The following is a 22,014-nucleotide window of genomic DNA, read 5'->3' on the forward strand; positions in this document are numbered from 1 at the left end:
AGCGTCAGGCGCTATGTGGGCTGCACCCGAGCACCTCGCGTCCCAAAGCGACATCACGGCCGAGATCGCCGGCGTGGCAACCGGCAGTGCCGATGGACCGCAGCCGCAGCTGAACTACCCGCCGTACCGCAGCAGCGCCCTGCGCCATCCGCAATCGCCGTTCGTCCGCGTCGATCCGGAGCGAGTCGAGCGCGCGGCGCCGTGCTTCGGCTACCAGGACGTCGTCTCCGGCGATGCCGACCTCACCGCCTGTGGTGCCGGCGAGCCGATCGGCGAGCGCATCATCGTGACCGGGCGGCTGCTCGACACCGCGGGCCGGCCGCTGGCCGGACAACTCATCGAGATCTGGCAGGCCAACGCCAGTGGCCGCTACAACCACGATCGTGACCAACACCCGGCGCCGATCGATCCGAACTTCATCGGGGTGGGCCGCTGTCTGACGCAGCCCGACGGCACGTACCGCTTCCTGACCATCAAGCCGGGCCCGTACCCGTGGCGAAATCACCAGAACGCCTGGCGGCCCGCGCACATTCACTTCTCGGTCTTTGGCACGGCCTTCACCCAGCGCCTCGTCACTCAGATGTATTTCCCCGGCGACCCGCTGTTCGGGTTGGACCCGATCTTCCAGTCCGTCCTCGACCCGGCGGCGCGACAACGTCTGATCGCCACCTACGACCACGGGCTGACTCAACCCGAATACGCCACCGGCTACCGCTGGGACATCGTGCTGGAGCACTGCGAGCATGAGTGAATTGGCGTGCACGGCAGGGCAAACAGTCGGGCCATTCTTCCACTGCGCGTTGCCGTATGCCGGCGACAACCGATTGGCCGACGACGCCGACGCCATCCAGTTGCATGGCGTGGTCTTTGACGGCGCCGGTGTCGGCGTCCCCGACGCGCTGGTCGAACTGTGGCAGCCGGGCCCGGACGGCAGCATCGTCTCGCAGCCCGGTTCGTTACGTCGCGACGGCGCGACATTCACCGGCTGGGGACGATGCGCGACCGACGAGTCCGGGCGCTACACCTTCACGACGCTGACACCCGGGTCGGTAACCGCCGGACGTGCTGCGTTCTTCGCGATCACCGTCTTCGCACGCGGGTTGTTGAATCGGTTGTTCACCCGCGCCTATCTGCCGCACGGCGATTTGGCTGCCGAGCCGCTGCTGTCGGTGGTCGACGCCGCACGACGAAACACCCTGTTGTGCTCCGCAGAGCAGAGCGGATACCGTTTCGACATCCACCTGCAAGGCGAGCACGAGACGATTTTCCTGGCCTACCACAGTGATAACGGATGACAAACCTGCTGTGGCCGGGAGATCACCGCGCCGGTGACCTGATGACCGACGAAGCGTTGCTTGCGGCGATGCTCGCGGTGGAATCGGCCTGGCTGAACGCACTGACCGCCGCCGGGCTGGCTCCGGTCGAGGCAGCCGACGCCGATCTGGACCAATTGGTGGGCTCGCAGGACTGCGACTTGCTCGCCGTGTCCGCCGAAGACGGCGGCAACCCGGTGATCGGGTTGGTCGCACTGCTGCGTGAGCGCGCTGCTCCGGCGACCGGCGCCTGGATCCACCGCGGCCTCACCAGCCAGGACGTCCTGGATACCGGCCTGATGCTGGCCGCCCGCGATGTCGCCGATACCCTGAAAAGCCGACTCTCCGAACAGATTTCGACACTGTCAGCTCTTGCGGAGAAGTATCGGACCACACCGATGGTGGCCCGCACGTTAACCCAGCACGCCGTGCCAACGACATTCGGCGCCAAGGTGGCCGGGTGGCTGGGCGGCGTGGTCGAGGCGTATCGGGTCCTCGGCGCATTGGCCTGGCCGGCCCAGATCGGCGGTGCCGGCGGCACACTGGCGGCGACGACCGAGCTGGCCACCTTGGCCGGAAGCACAGGCGGCCCCGCGCAAGTCTCAATCCAGTTGGCGCAAAAAACCGCAGCGGCATTGGGATTGGCGGTCCGAACGCCGTGGCATACCACCCGGGCGCCGATCACCGCGCTCGCCGACGCCTTGGTGGGATGCACCGACGCGTGGGGCCATATTGCCTCGGATGTCGTAACCCTGGCCCGTCCCGAGATCGCCGAGTTGAGCGAGCCTACCGTCGGCGATCGCGGCGGGTCGTCCGCCATGCCGGGCAAGCGCAATCCCGTGCTGTCCATCTTGCTCCGGCGCACTGCGATATCAGCGCCGCCGTTGGCCGCGACTCTGCACATCGCCGCCGCGCTCGCCCACGACGAGCGCCCGGACGGGGCGTGGCACGCCGAATGGGACACGCTGCGGACGTTGGCCCGCCGCACCGTCGTCGCTGCCGCGCAGTGCAGCGAACTGCTCGACGGGTTGGAGGTCCACCCAGACCGCATGGCCGACAACCTGGACGGCGCCGACGTGGCCGGCGAGCAACGAACGATCGCAGATCTGGTCGAAAGCACCCCGTCGCCAACCTATTTCGGTACCGTGGATTTCTTGATCGATGACAGCCTCGACCGTGCGCAACGTGTTCTCACGGAACGACGTTGAGTACCCCTGCCATCCGCGGATGCCACCTGGGCGGCTCACCCGACCTGCCGCCGCTGGTCGTCGGTCCGTCGCTGGGCACATCCGTGGTCGCGTTGTGGTCGGCCGCGGCCCGGCGTCTGACGGACAGCTATCAGGTCATTGGCTGGGATCTCCCCGGCCACGGCGCCAGCCCGCCGCCACGGGGCGCCTTCACGATCGGCGAGTTGGCCTCCGCTGTCGGCAAGCTGGTGGATCACACGGTGGGCAAGCGACCGGTCACCTATGCCGGTGTGTCGGTCGCCGGCGTCGTCGGACTGCAGTTGCTGCTCGCGCGCCCCGAACGCTTTATGTCTGCTGCGCTGATCTGCACAGCGGCGAAAATCGGCGACCCGGATGACTGGCACTCCCGAGCGCAGGTCGTCCGTACCGGCGGAACCGGCGAAGTGGTATCCGGAGCTGTCCGTCGGTGGTTCGCTCCGGGGTTTTTCGAGCGTGACCCGGCCTCGGCGCGGGCGCTGCTCGACGCGTTGCGGGAAGTGGACGACGACGGCTACGCGCGAACCTGTGAGGCGCTGGCCGAATTCGATGCCCGCGGCCGGCTCGGTGAAATCGACACACCGATCGTCGCGGTCGCCGGGGCCGACGACATCGCCACACCGCCCGATTCGGTGCGTTTCATTGCCGCCAATGTCAGCCGTGGCCGGTTCGTGCAGGTGCCCAACGCCGCGCACCTGGCCCCCGCCGAGCAGCCCGGACGTATTGCCAAAGTTCTTTCCGCGCTAGGGAAGTGGAGATAGATGGCTGGGGCAAGTGACCGCTACGAGAGCGGGATGGCAGTGCGGCGCGAAGTGCTCGGCGAGCACTACGTCGAACTCGCCGACTCGCAGATCACCGACTTCACCCGCGAGTTCCAAACGTTCATCACCGAATTCGCCTGGGGCGCGATCTGGACGCGACCGGGCCTGGACCGGCGTAGCCGTTCCCTGATCGCGCTGACCGCACTGATCGCTCGTGGACGCGACGAGGAACTGGCGGCGCATATCCGGGCGGCGCTGCGCAACGGGTTGACCCGCGATGAGATCAGAGAAGTGCTGCTGCAGACCGCTGTCTATTGCAGCGTGCCGGATGCCAACAGCGCTTTCCGGATCGCCCAGCGCGTGTTCGACGAAATCGACGCTCAGTGACGCGGATTCAGTCGGTTGCCGGTTTGTGAGCGATGATCGCCACGGCGATCAGCTGCTCACGATATTTGCGGAAAGTGCGGCGCATGATCAGCACGCGCCGTCGCGCGTCGTGGTGGGTGAGCAGGTTTTTGGCGAACCGCAGCGCTCCCCACAGCCCTTCGTCGGCAACCAGCCGCCGCGGCTGTAGCAGCGCCATCGGCGCCGTTGCGACTTCGTCGACGACCAGGCCCGCCTCGGCGAGCAGCTGGGTCCATTCAGCCACGGTGAGCGGGCGCGCGTTGACTTTGATCGCACGGGCAAGAGACTGCCGGACATCGGTTTTGATGTCCTCGGCGATGCTGTCCGGCGTCAGCGCCAGTTCGTGGATCCCGTAGCGTCCGCCCGGTCGCAGCACCCGCGCCGCCTCGCCGATAATCGCCTGCTTGGCGGTCTCGCCCTGCATGGTCAGCATCGCCTCGCCGATCACCACGTCGGTGGCGGCGTCGGGCAGGCCGGTCTGGGCTGCGTCGGCAACCCGGACATCGCCGTGCCCCGCAACGAGGTTGCGCACCGCCCGAGCGGCGTCTGGGTCTTGCTCGGCACCGAGATACGAGCGGGGGTGGCGCGCCAGGATCTCGGTGGCGGTGCGGCCCATTCCGGGAGCCAGTTCGAGCACGTCGACCCCGGACACATCAGCGCGGGCCAACAGAGTGCGGGTCAATCCGATCCCGCCCGGGCGCAAAACCCGCTTGCCCAGCCGCGCCAGCAGCCAGTGCCCGTGTACCGCGTCATCGGTGCGGTCCGCCGACGGCAGCCTGTCGTAGTCGGTCATCAGACTGCTTGGCGGACAGTCGGTGTGAGCGGCAGGATTTCCCGCTTTTGGTGCACGGTCAGATAGCGCAGCCCCTCGGGACCCGCGCTGAACTGGCGCCGGGATCGCTTCGGCAGCCAGAGCAACGCGCCCGGAACCAAGTCGATCACGCCTTGGTCGGTGGTGAGCCGACCGCTACCGGAGAGCACGTGGATCAAGACGTCGACGTCGGCGCCGGCGTGCGCGTCGATCCCGCCGTCGGGTGCCAGCGCGATCACGTTCGAATCCAGGTCGCGCTCGCGGGCTTCCAGTTTCCACACCGCCCCGGTCACGTCGGGCGCGGCCGCCAGGTCGGCGGTGTTGGTCAGCACCCGGGGAAGTGGAGTAGCGGCGCGCTTGATGATTCGGATCCGCCAGACCTTGGGGCCCTTCTCGACGTACTCCCAGCCATAACTGCCGGCGTGGTCGGCCTCGAACTCGTTGTGCAAATGCTTAGGATCATGGTTGTTGACCAGCACAAACGATTCGTCGACCGCCAGTGCGCCGTAGGTGGCGAAGATCGTCGGATGCTTCTGGGGCTTGGGCAACTCTCGGACGTCAAGTTCGTTCTCTGCCATGGGTTTTCAACCTCCCAGAGTTTGTACAAATTAACTTGTGTAAACACTACCGCATCACCTGTGCGATAGGGAAGCCTCGCCTATCTTTAGATCGTCTGTTGGCGGCCGAAGAACACCGAGTTCATTGTCGGCCTTGGGTCTCGCACCTCGCTCTAGTTTCTACAAGGCAAATTGTGTAAACTCTAGCCCATGACGTACGTGATCGGGAAACCATGCGTTGATGTGATGGACCGGAGCTGCGTGGAGGAGTGTCCGGTTGACTGCATTTACGAGGGCGGGCGTGCCCTCTACATTCACCCGGACGAATGCGTGGATTGCGGTGCCTGCGAGCCGGTTTGTCCGGTCGAGGCGATCTACTACGAGGACGATCTGCCCGAGGACCTGCAGCCCTATCTGGCCGACAATGACGCGTTCTTCTCGGAAACCTTGCCGGGCCGCGACGAGCCGCTGGGCTCACCGGGCGGCGCCGCCAAGCTCGGCCCGCTCGGCGTCGACACCCCCTTGGTGGCCGGCCTGCCGAAGGCGGACGAAACTCAGGAAGAATGAGCGACAACGTCAGGTCACCAACCGAACACGTCGGTCGGCGGCGCGACGTCCTTCGGGTATTGAAGGCGGCGACGGCGCCGATGAGCATCGCCGCGGTGGCCGACGAGTTGCACGTGCATCCCAATACCGTCCGTTTCCATCTCGACACGCTGGTCGGTGAGGGTCAGGTGGAGCAGGTGGCGCCCGACCGTAAAGGGCCGGGCCGGCCGCCGTTGCTGTTCCGGGCCACCCGGCAGATGGACCGCGGTGGCCCGCGGCGTTACCGGTTGCTGGCCGAGATCTTGGCGATGGGCTTTGCCGCAGAACGAGATCCGGGCGCCAAGGCGCTGGCCGCCGGTCGGGCGTGGGGCAAGCAGTTAAAACCGCCGCCCGGAAGCGGCCAACGGGCCGGAACTCTCGGGACCGAGGAATCGATCGAGCACTTGGTCGACGTGCTCGACGACCTCGGGTTTGCGCCGGAGCGCCGCGGTAAAAAGGAGGTTGGTCTGCGGCACTGCCCATTCCTGGAACTGGCCGAAGCGCGGACCGCCGTTGTCTGCCCGATTCACTTGGGGCTCATGCAGGGAGCATTGGAAACCTGGCAGGCGCCGGTCGCGGTCGATCGGCTGGACGCCTTCGCCGAACCGGACCTGTGCATGACGCACCTCACCCTGGGCTCTCGCAGATGACCCCCGGGGCGGCCGTCGCCGTCGCCGCCATCTTCGTCTGGCTGGGCATGGTGTTGGCGATCTCGTTCCTCGAAGCGCCGCTGAAGTTCCGCGCACCCAACGTCACCACGCAGATCGGGCTGGGCATCGGCCGACTGGTCTTCCGCGCGCTCAACAGTGTGGAGGTCGTTTTCGCCGTGGTGATCCTGGTGGCCGCGGTGGCCAGCCCGCCCCGGACCGGTGTCACGGTGGCGTTCATCGTCGCGTTTGCCATGCTTGGCCTGCAATTGGGCGCGGTGCGGCCGCGGTTGAACCGCCGATCCGACAAGGTGCTCGCCGGTCTGAACGCGCCGCGCTCGCGCGCCCATTACGGGTATGTCGGCCTCGAACTGATCAAGGTGGTTGCATTGGCCGTAGCCGGGGTTCTTCTACTATCCAGCTGAAAGCCCACCTCCGACCAGAAGGAAATCACCGATGGACTCCGTCTCACTGACCAGCCTGGCCGCCGAACAGCTCGCCAAGGCGCGAGAGGCGCATAGCGGCCGGGCCGCTCACACCATCCACGGCGGTCATGCGCTCGAATTGCGCCAGACCGTGCTGGCACTGCTGAGCGGGCAGGAGTTGGCGGAACACGACAGCCCGGGGGAGGCGACGCTGCAGGTCCTGCAGGGTCATGTGCGGCTGACCGCCGGTGACGAAGCCTGGGAGGGCAAAACCGGTGACCACGTCACGATCCCGCCGCGCCGGCACGCGCTGGAATCACTCGAGGATTCGGTGATCATCCTCACCGTGGTGAAGAACGTTCCCTCGGCGTAGCCGGCGCTGTGCTGTCGACACCATGGTCAGGCCGCATGGGGTTGCGGGTGCCGATCGTCAACGCACCGATGGGCGGAGTCGCCGGCGGACGGCTCGCAGCCGCTGTGACGGCGGCGGGCGGGCTGGGCATGGTCGGTATGGGCAGTGCCGGGTCGGCATCGGCACTGGCCGCCGAGTTGCAGCACGTGGGCGGAACGTTCGGAATTGGCTTGGTGGACTGGGTGATTCGCAAGGAGCCGGGCCTGCTCGACGCGGCGCTGGCCGCCCGGCCTGTCCTGCTCTCGGTCAGTTTCGGGACCGACTGGTCGTGGGTCCGTCGCGCCCATGATGCCGGAATCGCCACCGCCACCCAGGTTTACGACGGCGACGAGGCCCGGCGCGCGCAGGACGCCGGTATCGACGTTCTCGTCGCCCGGGGTGCGGAGGGCGGTGGTCACGGCGAGGCGAGGGTCGCGATGCTGCCGCTGTTGGATGCCGTGCTGGACGCGGTGTCACTGCCGGTGCTGGCCGCGGGTGGCATCGCCTCGCCGCGCAGCCTCGCCGCGGTGCTGGCCGCCGGTGCCGGCGGGGCATGGTTGGGCACCTGCTTGTCGGCTTCCTCGGAGGCGCTGACCAGCGACGCCGCCCGCCGGATGCTGATTGCTGCCCGCGAGAGCGACACCACCACGACTCGGGTGTTCGACGTCGGTCGTGATCGCCCATGGCCCGAGCGGTTTCCGTCGCGGGTGCTGAGCAACGACTTCGTCGCACGGTGGGGTGGCCGCGAAGACGCGCTGGCCGGCGATTCCGGCGCACAGGCCGAACTCGCCGAGGCGATCGCCGCCGAGGATTATCGGGTGGCTCCGGTCGACGCGGGACAAGGGGTCGGGATGGTGACCGGCGTGACGCCGGTAGCCGACGTGATCGACCGGCTCTGCACCGGCGCCGAAGGTTTGCTCGCCCGCTGGGGCTAGCCGCTTCTCAGCACCACACAGCACCGCTCCGGTTGCGGCTGCAACCGCGCCCGGGGGCAGTGCGGTGTGAGCGCATCGGTCACACCGGTGATCAGTGCATGGTTCATGCCGCACGCCAGTTCGGTCTGTTCTTGAGCCAGCGCGTGAAACGGGCAGTTGGCCAGATAGACCTCGCCGTCGGCGCGCCGCGGCTCGTAGCCGTAGTCGGCCAGCACGGTCGTCGCCAGCTCGAGCGCTGCCTGCGCGTCGGGCGGCTGCCGGCCATCGCGGACGGCGGCATCGGCGATGGCGCGGCCGTAGTCGTGCGCGACCTGCTGCAGCACCTCGACGACGGGCATGCCGGTCTGCGCGGACCGCGCGATGGCTTCGGCCATCAGCCGGCCGGCCAGCTCGTACTCCCGCTGCGGCAGGCTGACCGCGATGTCGCGGTTGGCCCGTTGGTACAGCTTCGACGTGCGACCCGCGCCAGGGCCGGACCGACCCGACAACCGGGCATAGCCAGATTCCAGCAAACCCTCGGCCTCCAGCCGGTCGAGATGAAACTTCGCCTGGTGGCGCGCAATACCGACCGCGTCGGCTGCTTGATCCCGGCTGACCGGCTCCGCCTGCGAGCAGACGAACAGGTAGAGCTCGTGTCGCACTGGATCGGCGAGCGCGCCGATTCCGGCCGCGTCGCGCTGCAAGTCTCTCATAGCTCCACTTCTAACGGATTAAACCCTTGACGTTAGAGTACTCCTTGTTCTAACGTTCAAATTAGGATCTTTTAGAGTAAGGAGCGAGCCATGACTAATACCCACGCACCGGCCCCAACGGCCACCCTCGCGGAGCGGTTGAAGGATCCGACGTACTCGGCGTACTTCGCGTTGCGCGTCGTCTTCACCGTCGCGCCAATTCTGTTCGGGCTGGACAAGTTCTTCAACCTCCTGACCCATCCCTATCACTGGGGCGAGTTGTATCTGGCCAACTGGATCAACGACATCGTTCCCGGAAACGCCGACCAGTGCATGTACCTCGTCGGCGTGATCGAGATCGTGGCCGGAATCCTGATAGCGGTCGCGCCGCGCATCGGGGCCTGGGTGGTGGTGGCCTGGCTGGCCGGCATCATCATCGACCTGCTGACGCTGTCCGGGCACTACGACGTCGCGCTGCGTGACTTCGGCCTGCTGGTCGGCGCCGTCGCGCTCGGCCGGCTGGCCCAGGGCTTCCACACCACCCGGCAACCCTGACGCAGCCCGACCGGCTGCGAACCCGTGCGGCCCAGCGCATCACACCGCGCGCACGTAGCGCTTGGCGATGATGCGCTGGGCCAGCGTCACGACCGGTCCGCCGGCCCTGCTCCACCACGTCGCCGGCCGCGAGAATGCCGACACCTCCGCGAACACCGCCGCGGTCACCGGGTCATGGCGTACGACGAATCGTTCTTCACCGGACTCCGGGTGACCGGGCAGCGTGCCGTAGGCGAATCCCCTGACATCCGGTTCGTCGATGACGTAGACAACACGACACGGTGCCTGCAGAAAGCCGAGCTTGACCAGCAGCACGGCGCCGACCTCGACCACCTCGCTGCTGGCCGTCACCCGCAGTCCGGCGCCGCGCTGCATTCCCCAATGCATCACCGCGTCGGCGGCGTCGTCGAAACGCTTTTGGCCCGCACCGATCTGGGTGGCAAAGCCCATGTGGTGATAGCCCGGAGGCGGCGGGCCGGCGGTCGCGCCCACTTCGGAATAGGTCAGCGGTAAATCGGCCAGCACGCGCAAGTCCACCCGCTCAGCTTGCCACGACGTAACGGGCTATCGACATTGGCGGCGTACGGTCGGCTTCATGACCGCACCAAGCTCTCAAACTCCTGCCCAGGCTTCCGGAACCTTCACTCTCGGCGGTGACCTCACAGTCAACCGGCTCGGATTCGGCGCCATGCGCATCACCGGCAAGGGTGTCTGGGGCCCGCCGGCCAACCGCGACGAAGCCGTGCAAGTGTTACGCCGCGCCGTGGAGATCGGCGTCAACTTCATCGACACCGCCGACTCGTACGGCCCGTACGTGTCTGAGGAGATCATCTGCGAGGCGCTGCATCCCTACCGGGGGCTGGTCATCGCGACCAAGGCGGGGCTGCTGCGCACCGGGCCGGATGTGTGGGTGCCGTTGGGCAACCCCACTTATCTGCGCCAGGAGTGCGAGATGAGTCTGCGGCGTCTGGGTGTCGACACCATCGACCTGTTCCAGCTGCATCGCGTCGACCGCAACTTCCCGTTGGCGGACCAGGTGGGTGAGCTGGTGAAGTTGCGCGAGGAAGGCAAGATTCGCCACATCGGCCTGTCGGAGGTGGACGTCGATCAACTGACCGCCGCCCAGCAGATCACCCCGATCGTGTCGGTGCAGAACATGTACAACCTGACGGCCCGGGACGCCGAACCGTTGCTGGATGCGGTGACCGAGCAGGGCGTCGGCTTCATCCCGTGGTTCCCGCTGGCCGCCGGACCGCTGGCCGCGCCCGACGGGCCGCTGCAGCAGATGGCCGCCGAACACCACGCGACACCCGCGCAGTTGTCGCTGGCCTGGCTGCTGAAACGCTCGCCGGTGATGTTGCCGATTCCGGGCACCTCCAGCGTGGCGCACCTCGAGGAAAACGTCGCCGCCGCCGAAATCACGCTGTCCGACGACGAGTTCGAGACGCTGGGGACCGCTGGCGCAGCGCAACAGAATTGACTCTGCGGCTACGGTACAAAAGTGCGAGTAGGTCACGCGCTGAGCGCAGAGTGAACGCCCGGCATCCCGGCGGCGGATTCAATCCGCCGGATCCGACCGTCAGGGGCGGGCCCGACTATGGCAGGTTCATCGACGCGGTGCGCGCGCTGCAGGATCACGCGCGTGCCGTTGATGCGCCCGACGAGGTGATCAGCGAGGCGGCGGATTTGGTCGAGAAGGTGTCCGATCTGCTCAGTCCGTACGAGACCGACGAATGGCGATCGCCATCGGGCCGCCGGATGGATTTGCCGATGCGTGGCAACCTGCTGACGGTGCCGATGAAAATGGCCAAAACTGACGACGGCCGCATCCAGGGCTGGGCCCGCTTCCGCCGGTTCCATCTGGGACGTAACGGTGCCGTGCACGGCGGCGCGATTGCGCAACTGTTCGATTCGGTGCTGGGCCTGACGTCGGCGGTGCTCACCCGCGGGCCCTACCAGCGCACTGCCTATCTGCACCTAAACTACCGTCGCATTGTGCCGATCGAAACAGAGCTACAGGTCGATGCGGGGATCGAACGCACCGGCGGCCGGAAGATCTTCGTCGAGGGACGCCTGCTCGACGGCGAGACCGTTTTGGCCGACGCCGAGGCGCTCTTCGTCCGGCTACGGCCGGGACAACCGTGAAACCATCGGGACCGCCAATCGCGCACCGCTGGACCCGGTGGCGAGATCGGCTTCGCCGTTGGCCCGTCGTCGACCTCGGCTTCCGGATGATCGTCGCGGTGATCGGTTTTACCGTTCTGACAATTGGCATCATTGCGATTCCGTATCCCGGGCCGGGGTGGGCCATCGTGTTCCTGGGCTTGGCCATCCTCGCCAGTGAATTCGCCTGGGCGCACCGGTTGCTGACGTACGCCAGGGGCCGATATGACGCGGTGATGGCGTGGTTCACCCGTAGGAGCCGGTGGATACAGGCGCTGGGTGTCGCGTTTACCGCGACGATCGTGGTGACGACGATGTGGCTGCTCGGCGTCGCCCATTGGTCGGCGGAATTGGTTGGCGTCGAGCAGTCGTGGCTGACGAGCCCGATCGCCCAGCACTCGTAGTTCCACCAAGCTCGGCCGGACGGTGCCTGCTGCCGGTCATCAGCCGGCAGTTGTCAGGGCTTGCGCGGGCGTGGCAGCGGTGTCGCCACCGGCAGCATTTCCTCTTCGTGGTCGAGCTCGCGTTCGAGCACGCGAAGGCTCCGGTCGGGCAGCATGCCGGCGTCGCGCCGGCGCACGAGTTCATCCCGCTGGGCCTCGATGGCCGCTCGGCGGATACCGATATTGGCCTCGTAGGCAGGGGAGGCCGCTATCTCACCGGAATCCCAGGACTCCAGCAGATCGAGTCGATGTCGATAACGCTCCAGCCGCGCCGCCAACTGCTGGCGCACGCCATCGATAACCCGCGGATCAAGGTCGTCATGGTCCTGCTGGTGCAGTTCGTCCAGTCTGTCGAGGGCAGCTTGCACGGCAGCCGTTCGAGCCTGATTGCGCAGACGCACTTCGTCGACGGCATTGGCATGCAGGCCCAGGGCTCGTACCACCGGAGCGAAGGTGATGCCCTGTCCGATCAGTGTCACCAACACGACCACGAAGGCGCAGAACAGCAGCAGACTCCGGTCGGGAAACGGTGTGCCACCGTCGGTGACAAATGGGAGCGCGAAAATCGCGGCGAGGCTTACCACGCCGCGGGTGCCGGCCCAGCTCAGCACGGAAACTTCACGGCCGCTGAGACGCTGAGCGTTGCGGTCCCGGTGGGCATCGTCGCTGGAGACGTTGCCGAGCCGGGTATGCAGCGGTCGAGGAAGCGCCTGGGTGAGCAACAACCACAGCGGTCGCACCAACAGCACCACCGCGACCGTGATCGTCACTGCCGCAATGATCGTCGACAGTTCGTAACCAACGAGGCCGTGGAGGATAGCCGGCAGTTGCTGACCGATCAGCAGGAAGACGAGACCTTCGAGCAGGAAGTTGACCAGTCGCCAGACGGCGCGGGTCTGGAGTCGGCTCGCGCCAGATTCCGATCGTGGCGAGTGGTGGCCAACGATCAGCCCACACACCACAACCGCCAAAACACCGGAGGCATGGACCTTCTCGGCTGCCAGATAGGTCAAAAACGGTGTCGCGAGCGAGATCGCGTTGGCTGTCAGCACGTCGCGGGTCCAGCGCCTGATGAAACGCCGGCAGTACGCCAGCGCCACGCCCATCACCAGACCACCCACGGCCGCCAGCACGAATATTCCGGCTGCCGACGGCACTGAGAATCCGGCGCCGCGAGCGACTGCAATGGCGACCGAGAACGTGGTGAGCGCGGTGGCGTCGTTGAGCAATCCTTCACCCTCGATCAGCGTGACGATGTTGAGCGGTAGCCCGACCTTTCGGGCGACGGCGAGCGCGGCCACCGGATCTGTCGGCGCCACTGCGGCACCCAGCGCCATGCCCACTGCGAGCGTCGCGCCGCCGACGAACAGGCTGAACGCCACCCCGACCGCCGACGCGGTCACCAGCACCAGAACCACCGACAGGCTGATGACAGTGCGCAGGCTGTGACGTATCCCGACCAGCGACGATTCCAGCGCCGCGTTGTACAGTAGCGGCGGCAATATGCATGTCATCACGACATCGGGATCAAGGCTGAGGTTCGGCCCTGGCAGCAGCGCATACCCGATGCCGACCAAAGTGAGAAGCGCCGCGCCCGGCAGTCCGGTGCGTTCACTGACCCAACTCACCACCACGATCACGCCGACAGCGGCGAGCAACAGTGCCAGAGCCGTCTGCACCACCACGGCCACATTCTGCCGGACATCGCCTGATTCGCCGCGATCGTTCTCGTGACCTCGGGCCGGCAATCCGTTTGCGGTCCGCGATTCACGTCAACCCCAGAGGCAAGTAGCTGTCGAGAACGCGTCAGGAGATTGCAATGGTTTATCCGTCTGGTCAATCCGGTGCGAGCCAGCAGCAGGCCCGCGCCGAGCCGCCCGTCCGACGGGAGGTTGTTGCATCCTTCGACAATTACTTCGCTGCGCAGCAACTGGTCGACCGGATGTCCGACGGCGGGTTTCCGGTGGAGCACGTCCGCATCGTCGGCGACGGTGTACGCACGGTTGAACACGTCACCGGCCGCCTGACCAACGCAAGGGCGGCGTGGGCCGGCGCCGGCGCCGGTGCTTGGTGGGGTCTGCTCATCGGGTTGCTTTTCGCGATCTTCACGGTCGGGCCGTATTGGATATGGGCGCTGCTCATCGCGGTGGCAATCGGTGCGTTCTGGGGTGCAGTCTTCGGATTCGTCGCACACTGGTCGACTCGAGGCCGGCGTGACTTCTCCAGCGTGCAAACGTTGGAAGCCCAGCGCTACGACATTTGCGTTACCGCCGATCACGCGCCGGAAGCGGCCCGCTACGTCCACGCCGGGTGACGGTATGCGGGGGTGAACCAACGATTTTGCTGGAAGCGGCGCCGCTGAGTCCGCTCGTTGCTCGACGGCTCCTGCTTGGCTGCTGACCGCCCCGATAGCATGGTCGTCGATCCCCCGAGCCTTGGAGACCGCCGTCATGACCGCCCCTGCGCAGCCCGCCCCGATCCGGGTTCCTGGCGGCACGACCGCGGCCGCCGCGGTACGGGACGCAGGGTTGCCGGTCCGCGGCGTGCCCGACGCCGTCGTGGTGGTGCGCGACGCCGACGGCAAACTGCGTGACCTGAGCTGGACACCTGACGTCGATTCCGAGGTCGTTCCGGTGGCGGCCGACACCGACGAGGGTCGCAGCGTCATCCGGCACTCGTGTGCCCACGTGTTGGCCCAAGCCGTCCAGGACATGTTCCCAGACGCCAAGTTGGGGATCGGGCCGCCGATCACCGACGGCTTCTACTACGACTTCGACGTGGCGCAACCGTTCACCCCGGACGATCTGGAGGCGCTGGAAAAGCGGATGCGCCGCATCGTCAAAGACGGGCAGCTGTTCGCCCGGCGGGTCTACGAATCCAAGGACGAGGCCCGCGCCGAACTGGCCGGTGAACCCTACAAGCTCGAACTCGTCGACGACAAGTCCGTCGGAACGGCAATGATGGCCGAAATAATGGAGGTCGGCGGCGACGAGCTCACCGCCTACGACAACCTCAATCCCCGTACCCGAGAACGTGTTTGGGGCGATCTGTGCCGCGGTCCGCACATCCCCACCACCCGCCACATACCAGCGTTCAGGTTGACCCGCAGCTCGGCGGCGTACTGGCGCGGCGACCAGAACAATGCCAGCTTGCAGCGCATTTACGGCACCGCCTGGGAATCGCAGGAAGCCCTCGACCGCCACCTGACCCTGCTCGAAGAAGCCCAACGTCGCGACCACCGCAAGCTGGGCGCCGAGCTGGACCTGTTCAGCTTCCCCGACGAAATCGGCTCCGGTTTGGCGGTTTTCCACCCCAAAGGCGGAATTGTGCGCCGCGAGCTGGAGGAGTATTCGCGGCGCAAGCACATCGAGGCCGGCTACGAGTTCGTCAACACTCCGCACATCACCAAGGCGGACCTGTTCCAGACCTCCGGGCATCTGGACTGGTACGCCGATGGCATGTACCCGCCGATGCACATCGACGCCGAGTACGACGACGACGGCACGGTGCGCAAACCGGGGCAGGACTACTACCTCAAGCCGATGAACTGCCCGATGCACCACCTGATCTTCCGTTCCCGCGGACGGTCTTACCGCGAACTGCCGTTGCGGCTCTTCGAGTTCGGCAGTGTCTACCGCTACGAGAAGTCCGGCGTGGTGCACGGGCTGACCCGGGTGCGCGGGATGACCCAGGACGATGCCCATATCTACTGCACCCGAGAGCAACTGCGTGAGGAACTCGCGTCGCTGCTGCGGTTCGTGCTCGACCTGCTCAGCGACTACGGCTTGGACGACTTCTACCTGGAGCTGTCTACCAAAGACCCCGATAAGTTCGTCGGCTCCGACGAGGTGTGGGACGAAGCTACCGAAACACTGCGCGCAGTGGCCGAGGAGTCGGGACTGCAGCTGGTTCCCGATCCCGGTGGGGCCGCGTTTTACGGGCCCAAGATCTCGGTTCAGGTCAACGACGCGCTCGGGCGCAATTGGCAGATGTCGACCATCCAACTGGACTTCAACATGCCCGACCGGTTTCACCTGGAGTACACGGCCGCCGATGGCAGTCGGCAGACGCCTGTGCTGATCCACCGTGCGCTGTTCGGGTCGATCGAACGGTTCTTCGGCGTGCTGACCGAGCATTACGCCGGCGCGTTCCCGGCGTGGCTGGCGCCGGTACAGGTGATCGGCATCCCTGTCGCCGACGGTCATGTGCCGTATCTGGAAGATGTTGCGGCCCAACTACGCTCGAACGGTGTGCGGGTCGAGGTCGATTCCAGCGACGACCGGATGGCCAAGAAGATCGTCAACCACACCAACCAGAAGGTGCCGTTCATGCTGCTGGCCGGAGATCGTGACGTGGCCGCCGACGCGGTCAGTTTCCGGTTTCCGGACCGCACCCAGATCAACGGGGTGAGCCGTGACGACGCCGTCGACGCCATCGTCAAATGGATTGCGGAACGCGAAAACACCGCTCCTACAGCAGATTCAGTGAAGGTGAGCAGTCGTGGCTGACGACGACTTCATCGTCGACAGAGGCGTCGGCGAGTCGGACCACCTGCAGCGGTTGTGGACGCCCTACCGGATGAGCTACCTGGCCGAGGGTCCGTTGAAGCAGGACGAAAGCAGTCGTACTCAGCCATTTACTGACATCCCGCAGCTGTCCGATGAGGATGGCCTGGTGGTCGCCCGCGGCGAACTGGTCTATGCGGTGCTCAACCTCTACCCGTACAATCCCGGGCACCTGATGGTCGTGCCGTATCGGCGGGTATCCGAACTCGAGGACCTCACCGACAAGGAGAGCGCGGAGCTGATGGCGTTCATCCAGAAGGCGATTCGCGTCATCAAGAACGTGTCGCGGCCGCACGGCTTCAATGTCGGACTGAACCTGGGCACGTCGGCGGGTGGGTCGCTGGCTGAGCACCTGCACGTGCATGTCGTGCCGCGGTGGGGCGGTGACGCCAACTTCATCACGATCATCGGTGACTCCAAGGTCATTCCGCAGTTGCTGCGCGATACCCGTGAGCTGCTGGCCACCGAGTGGGCCAGGCAACCGTGAGCAAGTTCTTTTCCCGCGAGGGCGTGGCCAGCGTCACCACGCCGCTGGCCAGGGCGTTCCTGCGGGTGGGTTTCACCGCGGACGGCGTCACCATCCTGGGCACCGCCGCGGCCGTGGTTGCCTCGCTGACGTTGTTCCCGACCGGCCGATTGTTTGCGGGCGCCGTGGTGATTTGGTTTTTCGTGATGTTCGACCTGCTCGACGGCGCGATCGCGCGGGAAAGCGGCGGCGGCAGCCGGTTCGGCGCGGTGCTGGACGCCACCTGTGACCGCATCAGCGACGGCGCGGTGTTTTGCGGGCTGGCGTGGTGGGCGGCGTTCGGCATGCGCAGCCCGTCGCTGGTGGTGGCCACGCTGATCTGCCTGGTCACCTCGCAGGTGATCTCCTATATCAAGGCCCGCGCCGAAGCCAGCGGTCTGCGCGGCGACGGCGGCTTCATCGAACGACCGGAACGGTTGATCATCGTGCTGGTCGGCGCGGGATTGTCCGACCTGCCACTGTTCCCGTTGCCCTGGGCGCTACACGTGGCGATGTGGCTGCTCGCGGCGGCCAGCATGGTCACCTGCGCGCAGCGGTTGCATACCGTGCGGACTTCGCCGGGTGCGGCGGATCCGCTGCGCCCGGGGGAGTCGGAAAAGAGCGAACCGTGATCTCGCTGCCGGCGGGACTGAAAGTGCCTGGGCTCAGCCGCTTCCCGCTGGCCAGTCGAATGAGCGACTGGGGGTATGCGGCCGGCTGGATGACGGTGCGCACCATGCCGGAGTTGGCCGCGCGCAACGTGTTCGACGCGGGAGCGCTCTACGCGTCGCGCAACGGCGGACCCGAGCAGCTGCGTAAGAACCTGGCCCGGGTGATCGGGGTGCCGCCGGCCGACGTGCCCGGTGCCCTGATGCGGGCGTCGCTGGCCTCCTATGCGCGCTACTGGCGGGAAGCGTTCCGGTTGCCGACCATGGACCACCGCAAGCTGGCCCGACAGCTCGACGACTCGATCCTGGGACAACAACACCTTGAGGCGGCGCTGGCCGCCGGCCGTGGGGCCGTGCTGGCGTTGCCGCACAGCGGCAACTGGGACATGGCCGGCGTCTGGCTGACGCAGACCCACGGCACCTTCACCACCGTCGCCGAAAGGCTCAAACCCGAGTCGTTGTACCGGCGATTCATCGACTACCGCGAAAGCCTCGGCTTCGAGGTGCTCCCGCTGTCCGGTGGCGAGCGGCCACCGTTCGAACTGCTCAGCCAACGGCTGAGGGACAACAAGGTCGTCTGTCTGATGGCCGAGCGCGACCTCACCCGCACCGGAGTTCAGGTCGACTTCTTCGGCGAGCCCACCCGGATGCCGGCCGGACCGGCGAAGCTGGCCATCGAGACCGGCGCGGCGCTGCTGCCGGTGCACTGCCGGTTCGAGGGCGACGGATGGGGGTGCGAGATCTCCCCGGCGCTGGACTGCACCAGCCGCGACGTCAGTGCCATCACCCAGGCGCTCGCTGACCAGTTCGCCCGCAACATCGCCGCATACCCCGCCGATTGGCATATGCTGCAGCCGCAATGGCTGGCTGATCTGCGCCCAGCGACGATGCGGGCCGGGACGGCCCGGGGAGAAGCTGGGCAATGAACCGCGATGAGCGACGGGCCAAACTGGGGGGCCCCTGATGCGCATCGGGATGGTGTGTCCGTACTCGTTCGACGTCCCGGGCGGGGTGCAGTCGCATGTCCTGCAACTCGCCGAGGTGATGCGCGCCCGGGGGCACACGGTCAGCGTGCTCGCGCCGTCGTCGCCGCATGTCGCGCTGCCCGATTATGTCGTTTCCGCCGGCCGGGCCATCCCGATTCCCTACAACGGCTCGGTGGCGCGGCTGCAGTTCAGTCCGGCGGTGCACGGCCGGGTTCGGCGCTGGCTGTCCGACGGCGATTTCGACGTGCTGCACCTGCACGAACCCAACGCGCCCAGCCTCTCGATGTGGGCGTTGCGGGTGGCCGAGGGGCCGATCGTGGCGACCTTTCACACGTCGACCACCAAATCTTTGACGCTGACCGTCTTCCAGGGGGTGCTGCGGCCCTGGCATGAGAAGATCGTCGGCCGCATCGCGGTGTCCGACCTGGCGCGGCGCTGGCAGATGGAGGCGCTGGGATCCGACGCGGTGGAGATCCCCAACGGCGTGGATGTGGCGTCGATCGCGTCGGCGCCGCGGCTGGAGGGATATCCGCGGCCCGGCAAGACGGTGCTGTTTTTGGGCCGCTACGACGAGCCCCGCAAGGGGATGGCAGTGTTACTCGACGCGTTGCCCACGCTGGTCGAGCACCTTCCCGACGTGCAGCTGCTGATCGTCGGGCGCGGCGATGAAGACGAATTGCGCGAGACTGCAGGCGATTTGGCGAAGCATCTGCGGTTCCTTGGCCAAGTCGACGATGCCGGGAAGGCCTCAGCGCTGCGCAGTGCGGACGTCTACTGTGCACCCCACACCGGCGGCGAGAGTTTCGGCATCGTGCTGGTTGAGGCAATGGCTGCGGGTACCGCGGTGGTGGCCAGCGACCTGCACGCATTCCGGCGGGTGCTGCGCGACGGCGAGGCGGGCCGGCTGGTGCCGGTTGACGACGGCGCCGCGCTGGCCGAAGCCCTGGTCGCAGTGCTGGAGAACGATGTGCTGGCCGGACGCTACGTCGCCGCCGGCAGTGAGGCCGTGCACCGTTACGACTGGTCGGTGGTGGCCAACCAGATCATGCGGGTCTACGAGACGGTGGCCGGCTCCGGTACCAAGGTCCAGGTGGCCAGCTGATGGTGTGGCTGCTGGTGGCGGTCGCGGCGCTGGTCGCGCTGCTGGTGGCGTTGGGCGCCTGGGGCTATCACACCGCCAACCGCCTGGACCGCTTACATGTGCGCTGCGACCTGTCCTGGCAGGCGCTCGACGGTGCGCTGGCCCGCCGCGCGGTGGTGGCCCGCGCCGTCGCGATCGATGCCTTTCACGGCGCGGCTCATGGCAAGCGGCTGGCGGCGCTGGCCGATGCGGCCGAACGTGCGCCCCGCCACGACCGCGAGGCGTGTGAAAACGAGTTGTCGGCAGCGCTGGCTGCTGTCGATCCGGCGTTGCTGCCGTCGGCGCTGGTTGCCGAGCTGGCCGACGCCGAAGCCCGGGTGCTGTTGGCCCGCCGGTTCCACAACGACGCGGTCCGCGACACCCTGGCGCTGCGCGAGCGAACGATAGTGCGGCTGCTGCGCCTGGGCGGAAGAGCCCCATTGCCAAGCTATTTCGAGATCGCTGAGCGGTCGCGCATGCATGGGCTGAGCGGCCACGGCGCGGCCAACCGGCGGACGTCGGCGCGGGTGGTGCTACTCGATGACACCGGCGCCGTGCTGCTGCTCTGCGGATCCGACCCGGCGCTGCCCCATGACACCGCACCGCGCTGGTGGTTCACCGTGGGCGGGCAGGTCGGCGACGACGAGGGGTTGGCGCAGGCCGCCGCCCGCGAGCTCGCCGAGGAAACCGGCTTGCGGGCCGAGCCCGCCGACATGGTCGGACCGATCTGGCGACGCGACGCGGTATTCGACTTCAACGGCGCAGTGCTGGACAGCCAGGAGTTCTTCTTCGTCTACCGCACCCACCGCTTCGAGCCGTCCAGCGCCGGCCGGACCGAGCTGGAACGCCGCTACATCCACTGTCACCGCTGGTGTGACGTGGCCGACATCGCCGATCTGGTGGCCGCCGGCGAGACCGTTTACCCGCTGCAGTTATCCGAGTTGCTGGCCGATGCGATGACACTGGCCGATGGTGAGTCCTCGGCGCCGCGGCGGCAGCTGCAGTCCATCCGCTGAGCAGCGATCCGGCTGAGAGTCAGGCACACCACCAACCCGAGCAGACAGATCCCGGCCAACAACCACGGCATCGCCGCGGCCGGCTCGAAGGGATGGAAGCTGGCGTTGTCGAGCATGCCGAACGTGGTGAGCAACCCGGCCAGACATAGGGTCGACGCTGCCAACCCGGCCGCGGCGCCCGCCCCGACCACGATCAGGAAAGGCAGTGGCCAGACCAGGTACTGCTCGAGCACGACTTTGCTAGCCAGCAGAAAAGCCACCAGGGTCAGCGCCGTAGCAAGCCACACGTCGGTCAGCGACGCGAGGAGAACCGCGGCGGCCGCGAAGCAGATCAGCAGCAGATAGCTGAGCCACCTGGCTTGTTCGTGCGTCAGCAGCCCGAGCAGTTCCCGTTGCCACGACAACCCCTGGGGAAGCTTCGTCGCGTCGTAAAGAACCACATCGGCATACAGCGCGTGAAAGCTGTGCAGGTAGGGAAGGCACAGAACGGCGACGACCAGGACAAGGATCGCCATGGTCGCGACTCGCCGGCCCTTGACATGGCGCAGCATGGTCGGCAGCACGAATATCGGGAACGTCTTCGCGGCGACTGCCAGGGCGTAGTAGCCGGCGGTCGACCCGATGTTGCGCCGCGCGGACACGCTGAGCACCGCGGCCAGCAGGAGCGCACAGCCCAGCGAGTCGAACCGGCCGTAGTAGGCGCTGTTGTAGAGAACCAGCGGGTTCAGAAAGAACCCTGCGGCGGCCCCGGCTGCCACCAACCCGCTGCGGCCTCGGCGGCGCACCGCGGCCGCGATCAGCAGCGCGCAGGCCACATCGGCGGCCGCGATCGGCAGCTTGCCTGTCACCTGGAACGGGATGCGACTGTGCTGGGCCAGCCATTGGAACGGCACTTCGAGGTACAGCCAGAGTGGGACGTACGCGTACGGCCCGGCGGGGTAGTGCGGATGGTGTGTGTAGATGTTGACGCCGCGCAGGGTTGCCGCACTGGCCATGTCCCAGACCACGAAGTCCTGGCCGTGGGTCAGCGGGATCAGGACGCAGCGCGCAATCGTCCCGAGCAGCAGGACAATGGCGAGGGGCGGGACGGCTCGGACGCTCACTGCCGGCGCGGTTTTCGATCAGTGCTGCGACCTCGCGGTCCACCGGTCGGCAGCATGCGCGGGATCGTAGCACCACCCCCGGGCTGATCGATCCGTCCAGGTCGCGCCGTTTACCATCGGCTTTTCTGGACGCTTTAGACTGGCTTAGTACCAGGTGAAGGAGATC

27 protein-coding genes are annotated in these 22,014 nt (G+C 66.8%); 21 read left to right on the forward strand and 6 right to left on the reverse strand.

Going from position 1 to position 22,014, the window contains the following annotated elements:
• Window positions 1-13 precede the first annotated feature (13 nt).
• From pcaH to pcaC, 5 genes are read left to right on the forward strand one after another with little or no spacing between them, the layout of a single operon-like run.
• Window positions 14-751, forward strand: a complete 738-nt coding sequence (gene pcaH, locus AC5Y42_RS08600) for a protocatechuate 3,4-dioxygenase subunit beta (protein WP_499897300.1) — start codon at window positions 14-16, stop codon at window positions 749-751.
• Window positions 744-1,295: a protocatechuate 3,4-dioxygenase subunit alpha gene (gene pcaG / locus AC5Y42_RS08605; RefSeq protein ID WP_499897301.1), complete on the forward strand. Its 552-nt coding sequence runs from the start codon at window positions 744-746 to the stop codon at window positions 1,293-1,295. The genes pcaH and pcaG overlap by 8 nt, the downstream gene beginning before the upstream one ends.
• On the forward strand, window positions 1,292-2,521 hold the full coding sequence (locus AC5Y42_RS08610) for a lyase family protein (RefSeq protein ID WP_499897302.1): 1,230 nt from the start codon (window positions 1,292-1,294) through the stop codon (window positions 2,519-2,521). The genes pcaG and AC5Y42_RS08610 overlap by 4 nt, the downstream gene beginning before the upstream one ends.
• Window positions 2,518-3,297, forward strand: a complete 780-nt coding sequence (locus AC5Y42_RS08615; RefSeq protein ID WP_499897304.1) for an alpha/beta fold hydrolase — start codon at window positions 2,518-2,520, stop codon at window positions 3,295-3,297. Before AC5Y42_RS08610 ends, AC5Y42_RS08615 begins: the two co-directional genes overlap by 4 nt.
• Window positions 3,298-3,684, forward strand: a complete 387-nt coding sequence (gene pcaC / locus AC5Y42_RS08620) for a 4-carboxymuconolactone decarboxylase (protein ID WP_499897306.1) — start codon at window positions 3,298-3,300, stop codon at window positions 3,682-3,684. It abuts the gene before it with no gap.
• A 7-nt stretch (window positions 3,685-3,691) separates the two neighbouring features.
• On the opposite strand, the gene AC5Y42_RS08625 is transcribed toward pcaC, so the two are convergent.
• Together AC5Y42_RS08625 and AC5Y42_RS08630 are read right to left on the reverse strand one after the other, a co-directional pair.
• Window positions 3,692-4,495: a class I SAM-dependent methyltransferase gene (locus AC5Y42_RS08625; RefSeq protein WP_499897307.1), complete on the reverse strand. Its 804-nt coding sequence runs from the start codon at window positions 4,493-4,495 to the stop codon at window positions 3,692-3,694.
• Window positions 4,495-5,091 carry a DUF2249 domain-containing protein gene (locus tag AC5Y42_RS08630; protein ID WP_499897309.1) on the reverse strand — a complete coding sequence of 199 codons (597 nt, stop codon included), beginning with the start codon at window positions 5,089-5,091 and terminating at the stop codon, window positions 4,495-4,497. The genes AC5Y42_RS08625 and AC5Y42_RS08630 overlap by 1 nt, the downstream gene beginning before the upstream one ends.
• Window positions 5,092-5,280: 189 nt before the next feature.
• On the opposite strand from AC5Y42_RS08630, the gene fdxA reads away from it, so the two are divergent.
• From fdxA to AC5Y42_RS08655, 5 genes are read left to right on the forward strand one after another with little or no spacing between them, the layout of a single operon-like run.
• Window positions 5,281-5,637, forward strand: a complete 357-nt coding sequence (fdxA, locus tag AC5Y42_RS08635; protein WP_499897310.1) for a ferredoxin — start codon at window positions 5,281-5,283, stop codon at window positions 5,635-5,637.
• On the forward strand, window positions 5,634-6,305 hold the full coding sequence (locus tag AC5Y42_RS08640) for a helix-turn-helix transcriptional regulator (RefSeq protein ID WP_499897312.1): 672 nt from the start codon (window positions 5,634-5,636) through the stop codon (window positions 6,303-6,305). The genes fdxA and AC5Y42_RS08640 overlap by 4 nt, the downstream gene beginning before the upstream one ends.
• Window positions 6,302-6,727 carry a hypothetical protein gene (locus AC5Y42_RS08645; RefSeq protein ID WP_499897314.1) on the forward strand — a complete coding sequence of 142 codons (426 nt, stop codon included), beginning with the start codon at window positions 6,302-6,304 and terminating at the stop codon, window positions 6,725-6,727. The genes AC5Y42_RS08640 and AC5Y42_RS08645 overlap by 4 nt, the downstream gene beginning before the upstream one ends.
• A 31-nt stretch (window positions 6,728-6,758) precedes the next feature.
• The gene (locus AC5Y42_RS08650) at window positions 6,759-7,100 is read left to right on the forward strand and encodes a cupin domain-containing protein (protein ID WP_499897316.1); all 342 of its coding nucleotides are present in this window, start codon (window positions 6,759-6,761) and stop codon (window positions 7,098-7,100) included.
• An 8-nt stretch (window positions 7,101-7,108) separates the two neighbouring features.
• Window positions 7,109-8,053 carry an NAD(P)H-dependent flavin oxidoreductase gene (locus AC5Y42_RS08655; protein WP_499897318.1) on the forward strand — a complete coding sequence of 315 codons (945 nt, stop codon included), beginning with the start codon at window positions 7,109-7,111 and terminating at the stop codon, window positions 8,051-8,053.
• Here AC5Y42_RS08655 and AC5Y42_RS08660 read toward each other — a convergent pair.
• Window positions 8,050-8,745 carry a helix-turn-helix transcriptional regulator gene (locus tag AC5Y42_RS08660; protein WP_499897319.1) on the reverse strand — a complete coding sequence of 232 codons (696 nt, stop codon included), beginning with the start codon at window positions 8,743-8,745 and terminating at the stop codon, window positions 8,050-8,052. The genes AC5Y42_RS08655 and AC5Y42_RS08660 overlap by 4 nt on opposite strands.
• Window positions 8,746-8,835: 90 nt before the next feature.
• On the opposite strand from AC5Y42_RS08660, the gene AC5Y42_RS08665 reads away from it, so the two are divergent.
• Window positions 8,836-9,279, forward strand: coding sequence for an Rv2617c family stress response/phage resistance protein (locus tag AC5Y42_RS08665; protein WP_499897321.1), 444 nt, complete (start codon window positions 8,836-8,838; stop codon window positions 9,277-9,279).
• Between the two features lie 39 nt (window positions 9,280-9,318).
• On the opposite strand, the gene AC5Y42_RS08670 is transcribed toward AC5Y42_RS08665, so the two are convergent.
• Complete coding sequence (locus AC5Y42_RS08670) at window positions 9,319-9,816, reverse strand: DUF1990 domain-containing protein (RefSeq protein ID WP_499897323.1); 498 nt, start codon at window positions 9,814-9,816, stop codon at window positions 9,319-9,321.
• 58 nt (window positions 9,817-9,874) lie between these two features.
• Here AC5Y42_RS08670 and AC5Y42_RS08675 point away from each other — a divergent pair, with 58 nt between their 5' ends.
• The 3 genes from AC5Y42_RS08675 to AC5Y42_RS08685 are packed head-to-tail and all read left to right on the forward strand — an operon-like array spanning window position 9,875 to window position 11,846.
• Window positions 9,875-10,759 (forward strand): aldo/keto reductase, encoded by an 885-nt coding sequence (locus tag AC5Y42_RS08675; protein ID WP_499897324.1) that lies wholly within the window; start codon window positions 9,875-9,877, stop codon window positions 10,757-10,759.
• Window positions 10,760-10,809: 50 nt separating this feature from the next.
• Window positions 10,810-11,424 carry a PaaI family thioesterase gene (locus AC5Y42_RS08680; protein WP_499897326.1) on the forward strand — a complete coding sequence of 205 codons (615 nt, stop codon included), beginning with the start codon at window positions 10,810-10,812 and terminating at the stop codon, window positions 11,422-11,424.
• Complete coding sequence (locus tag AC5Y42_RS08685; RefSeq protein WP_499897328.1) at window positions 11,421-11,846, forward strand: TIGR02611 family protein; 426 nt, start codon at window positions 11,421-11,423, stop codon at window positions 11,844-11,846. Before AC5Y42_RS08680 ends, AC5Y42_RS08685 begins: the two co-directional genes overlap by 4 nt.
• 53 nt (window positions 11,847-11,899) lie before the next feature.
• Here the strand turns inward: AC5Y42_RS08685 and AC5Y42_RS08690 are convergent, their stop codons facing one another.
• Window positions 11,900-13,570 (reverse strand): Na+/H+ antiporter, encoded by a 1,671-nt coding sequence (locus AC5Y42_RS08690; protein WP_499897330.1) that lies wholly within the window; start codon window positions 13,568-13,570, stop codon window positions 11,900-11,902.
• Between the two features lie 134 nt (window positions 13,571-13,704).
• On the opposite strand from AC5Y42_RS08690, the gene AC5Y42_RS08695 reads away from it, so the two are divergent.
• From AC5Y42_RS08695 to AC5Y42_RS08725, 7 genes are all read left to right on the forward strand, one after another.
• The gene (locus AC5Y42_RS08695; RefSeq protein WP_499897333.1) at window positions 13,705-14,199 is read left to right on the forward strand and encodes a YflT domain-containing protein; all 495 of its coding nucleotides are present in this window, start codon (window positions 13,705-13,707) and stop codon (window positions 14,197-14,199) included.
• Between the two features lie 136 nt (window positions 14,200-14,335).
• On the forward strand, window positions 14,336-16,393 hold the full coding sequence (thrS, locus tag AC5Y42_RS08700; protein ID WP_499897335.1) for a threonine--tRNA ligase: 2,058 nt from the start codon (window positions 14,336-14,338) through the stop codon (window positions 16,391-16,393).
• Window positions 16,386-16,937, forward strand: coding sequence for an ATP adenylyltransferase (locus tag AC5Y42_RS08705; RefSeq protein ID WP_499897337.1), 552 nt, complete (start codon window positions 16,386-16,388; stop codon window positions 16,935-16,937). The genes thrS and AC5Y42_RS08705 overlap by 8 nt, the downstream gene beginning before the upstream one ends.
• On the forward strand, window positions 16,919-17,587 hold the full coding sequence (gene pgsA / locus AC5Y42_RS08710; RefSeq protein ID WP_499897338.1) for a phosphatidylinositol phosphate synthase: 669 nt from the start codon (window positions 16,919-16,921) through the stop codon (window positions 17,585-17,587). Before AC5Y42_RS08705 ends, pgsA begins: the two co-directional genes overlap by 19 nt.
• 59 nt (window positions 17,588-17,646) lie before the next feature.
• A complete protein-coding gene (locus AC5Y42_RS08715; protein ID WP_499897586.1) occupies window positions 17,647-18,549 on the forward strand; it encodes a phosphatidylinositol mannoside acyltransferase in 903 nt (300 codons plus the stop codon).
• Between the two features lie 37 nt (window positions 18,550-18,586).
• The gene (locus AC5Y42_RS08720; RefSeq protein ID WP_499897340.1) at window positions 18,587-19,711 is read left to right on the forward strand and encodes a glycosyltransferase family 4 protein; all 1,125 of its coding nucleotides are present in this window, start codon (window positions 18,587-18,589) and stop codon (window positions 19,709-19,711) included.
• Entirely contained in the window at window positions 19,711-20,745 is a 1,035-nt protein-coding gene (locus AC5Y42_RS08725; RefSeq protein ID WP_499897342.1) for an NUDIX hydrolase, read from the forward strand. Before AC5Y42_RS08720 ends, AC5Y42_RS08725 begins: the two co-directional genes overlap by 1 nt.
• Here AC5Y42_RS08725 and AC5Y42_RS08730 read toward each other — a convergent pair.
• Entirely contained in the window at window positions 20,649-21,848 is a 1,200-nt protein-coding gene (locus AC5Y42_RS08730; protein ID WP_499897345.1) for a glycosyltransferase 87 family protein, read from the reverse strand. The genes AC5Y42_RS08725 and AC5Y42_RS08730 overlap by 97 nt on opposite strands.
• Window positions 21,849-22,014 lie beyond the last annotated feature (166 nt).

Source organism: Mycobacterium sp. NGS48, assembly GCF_059812585.1.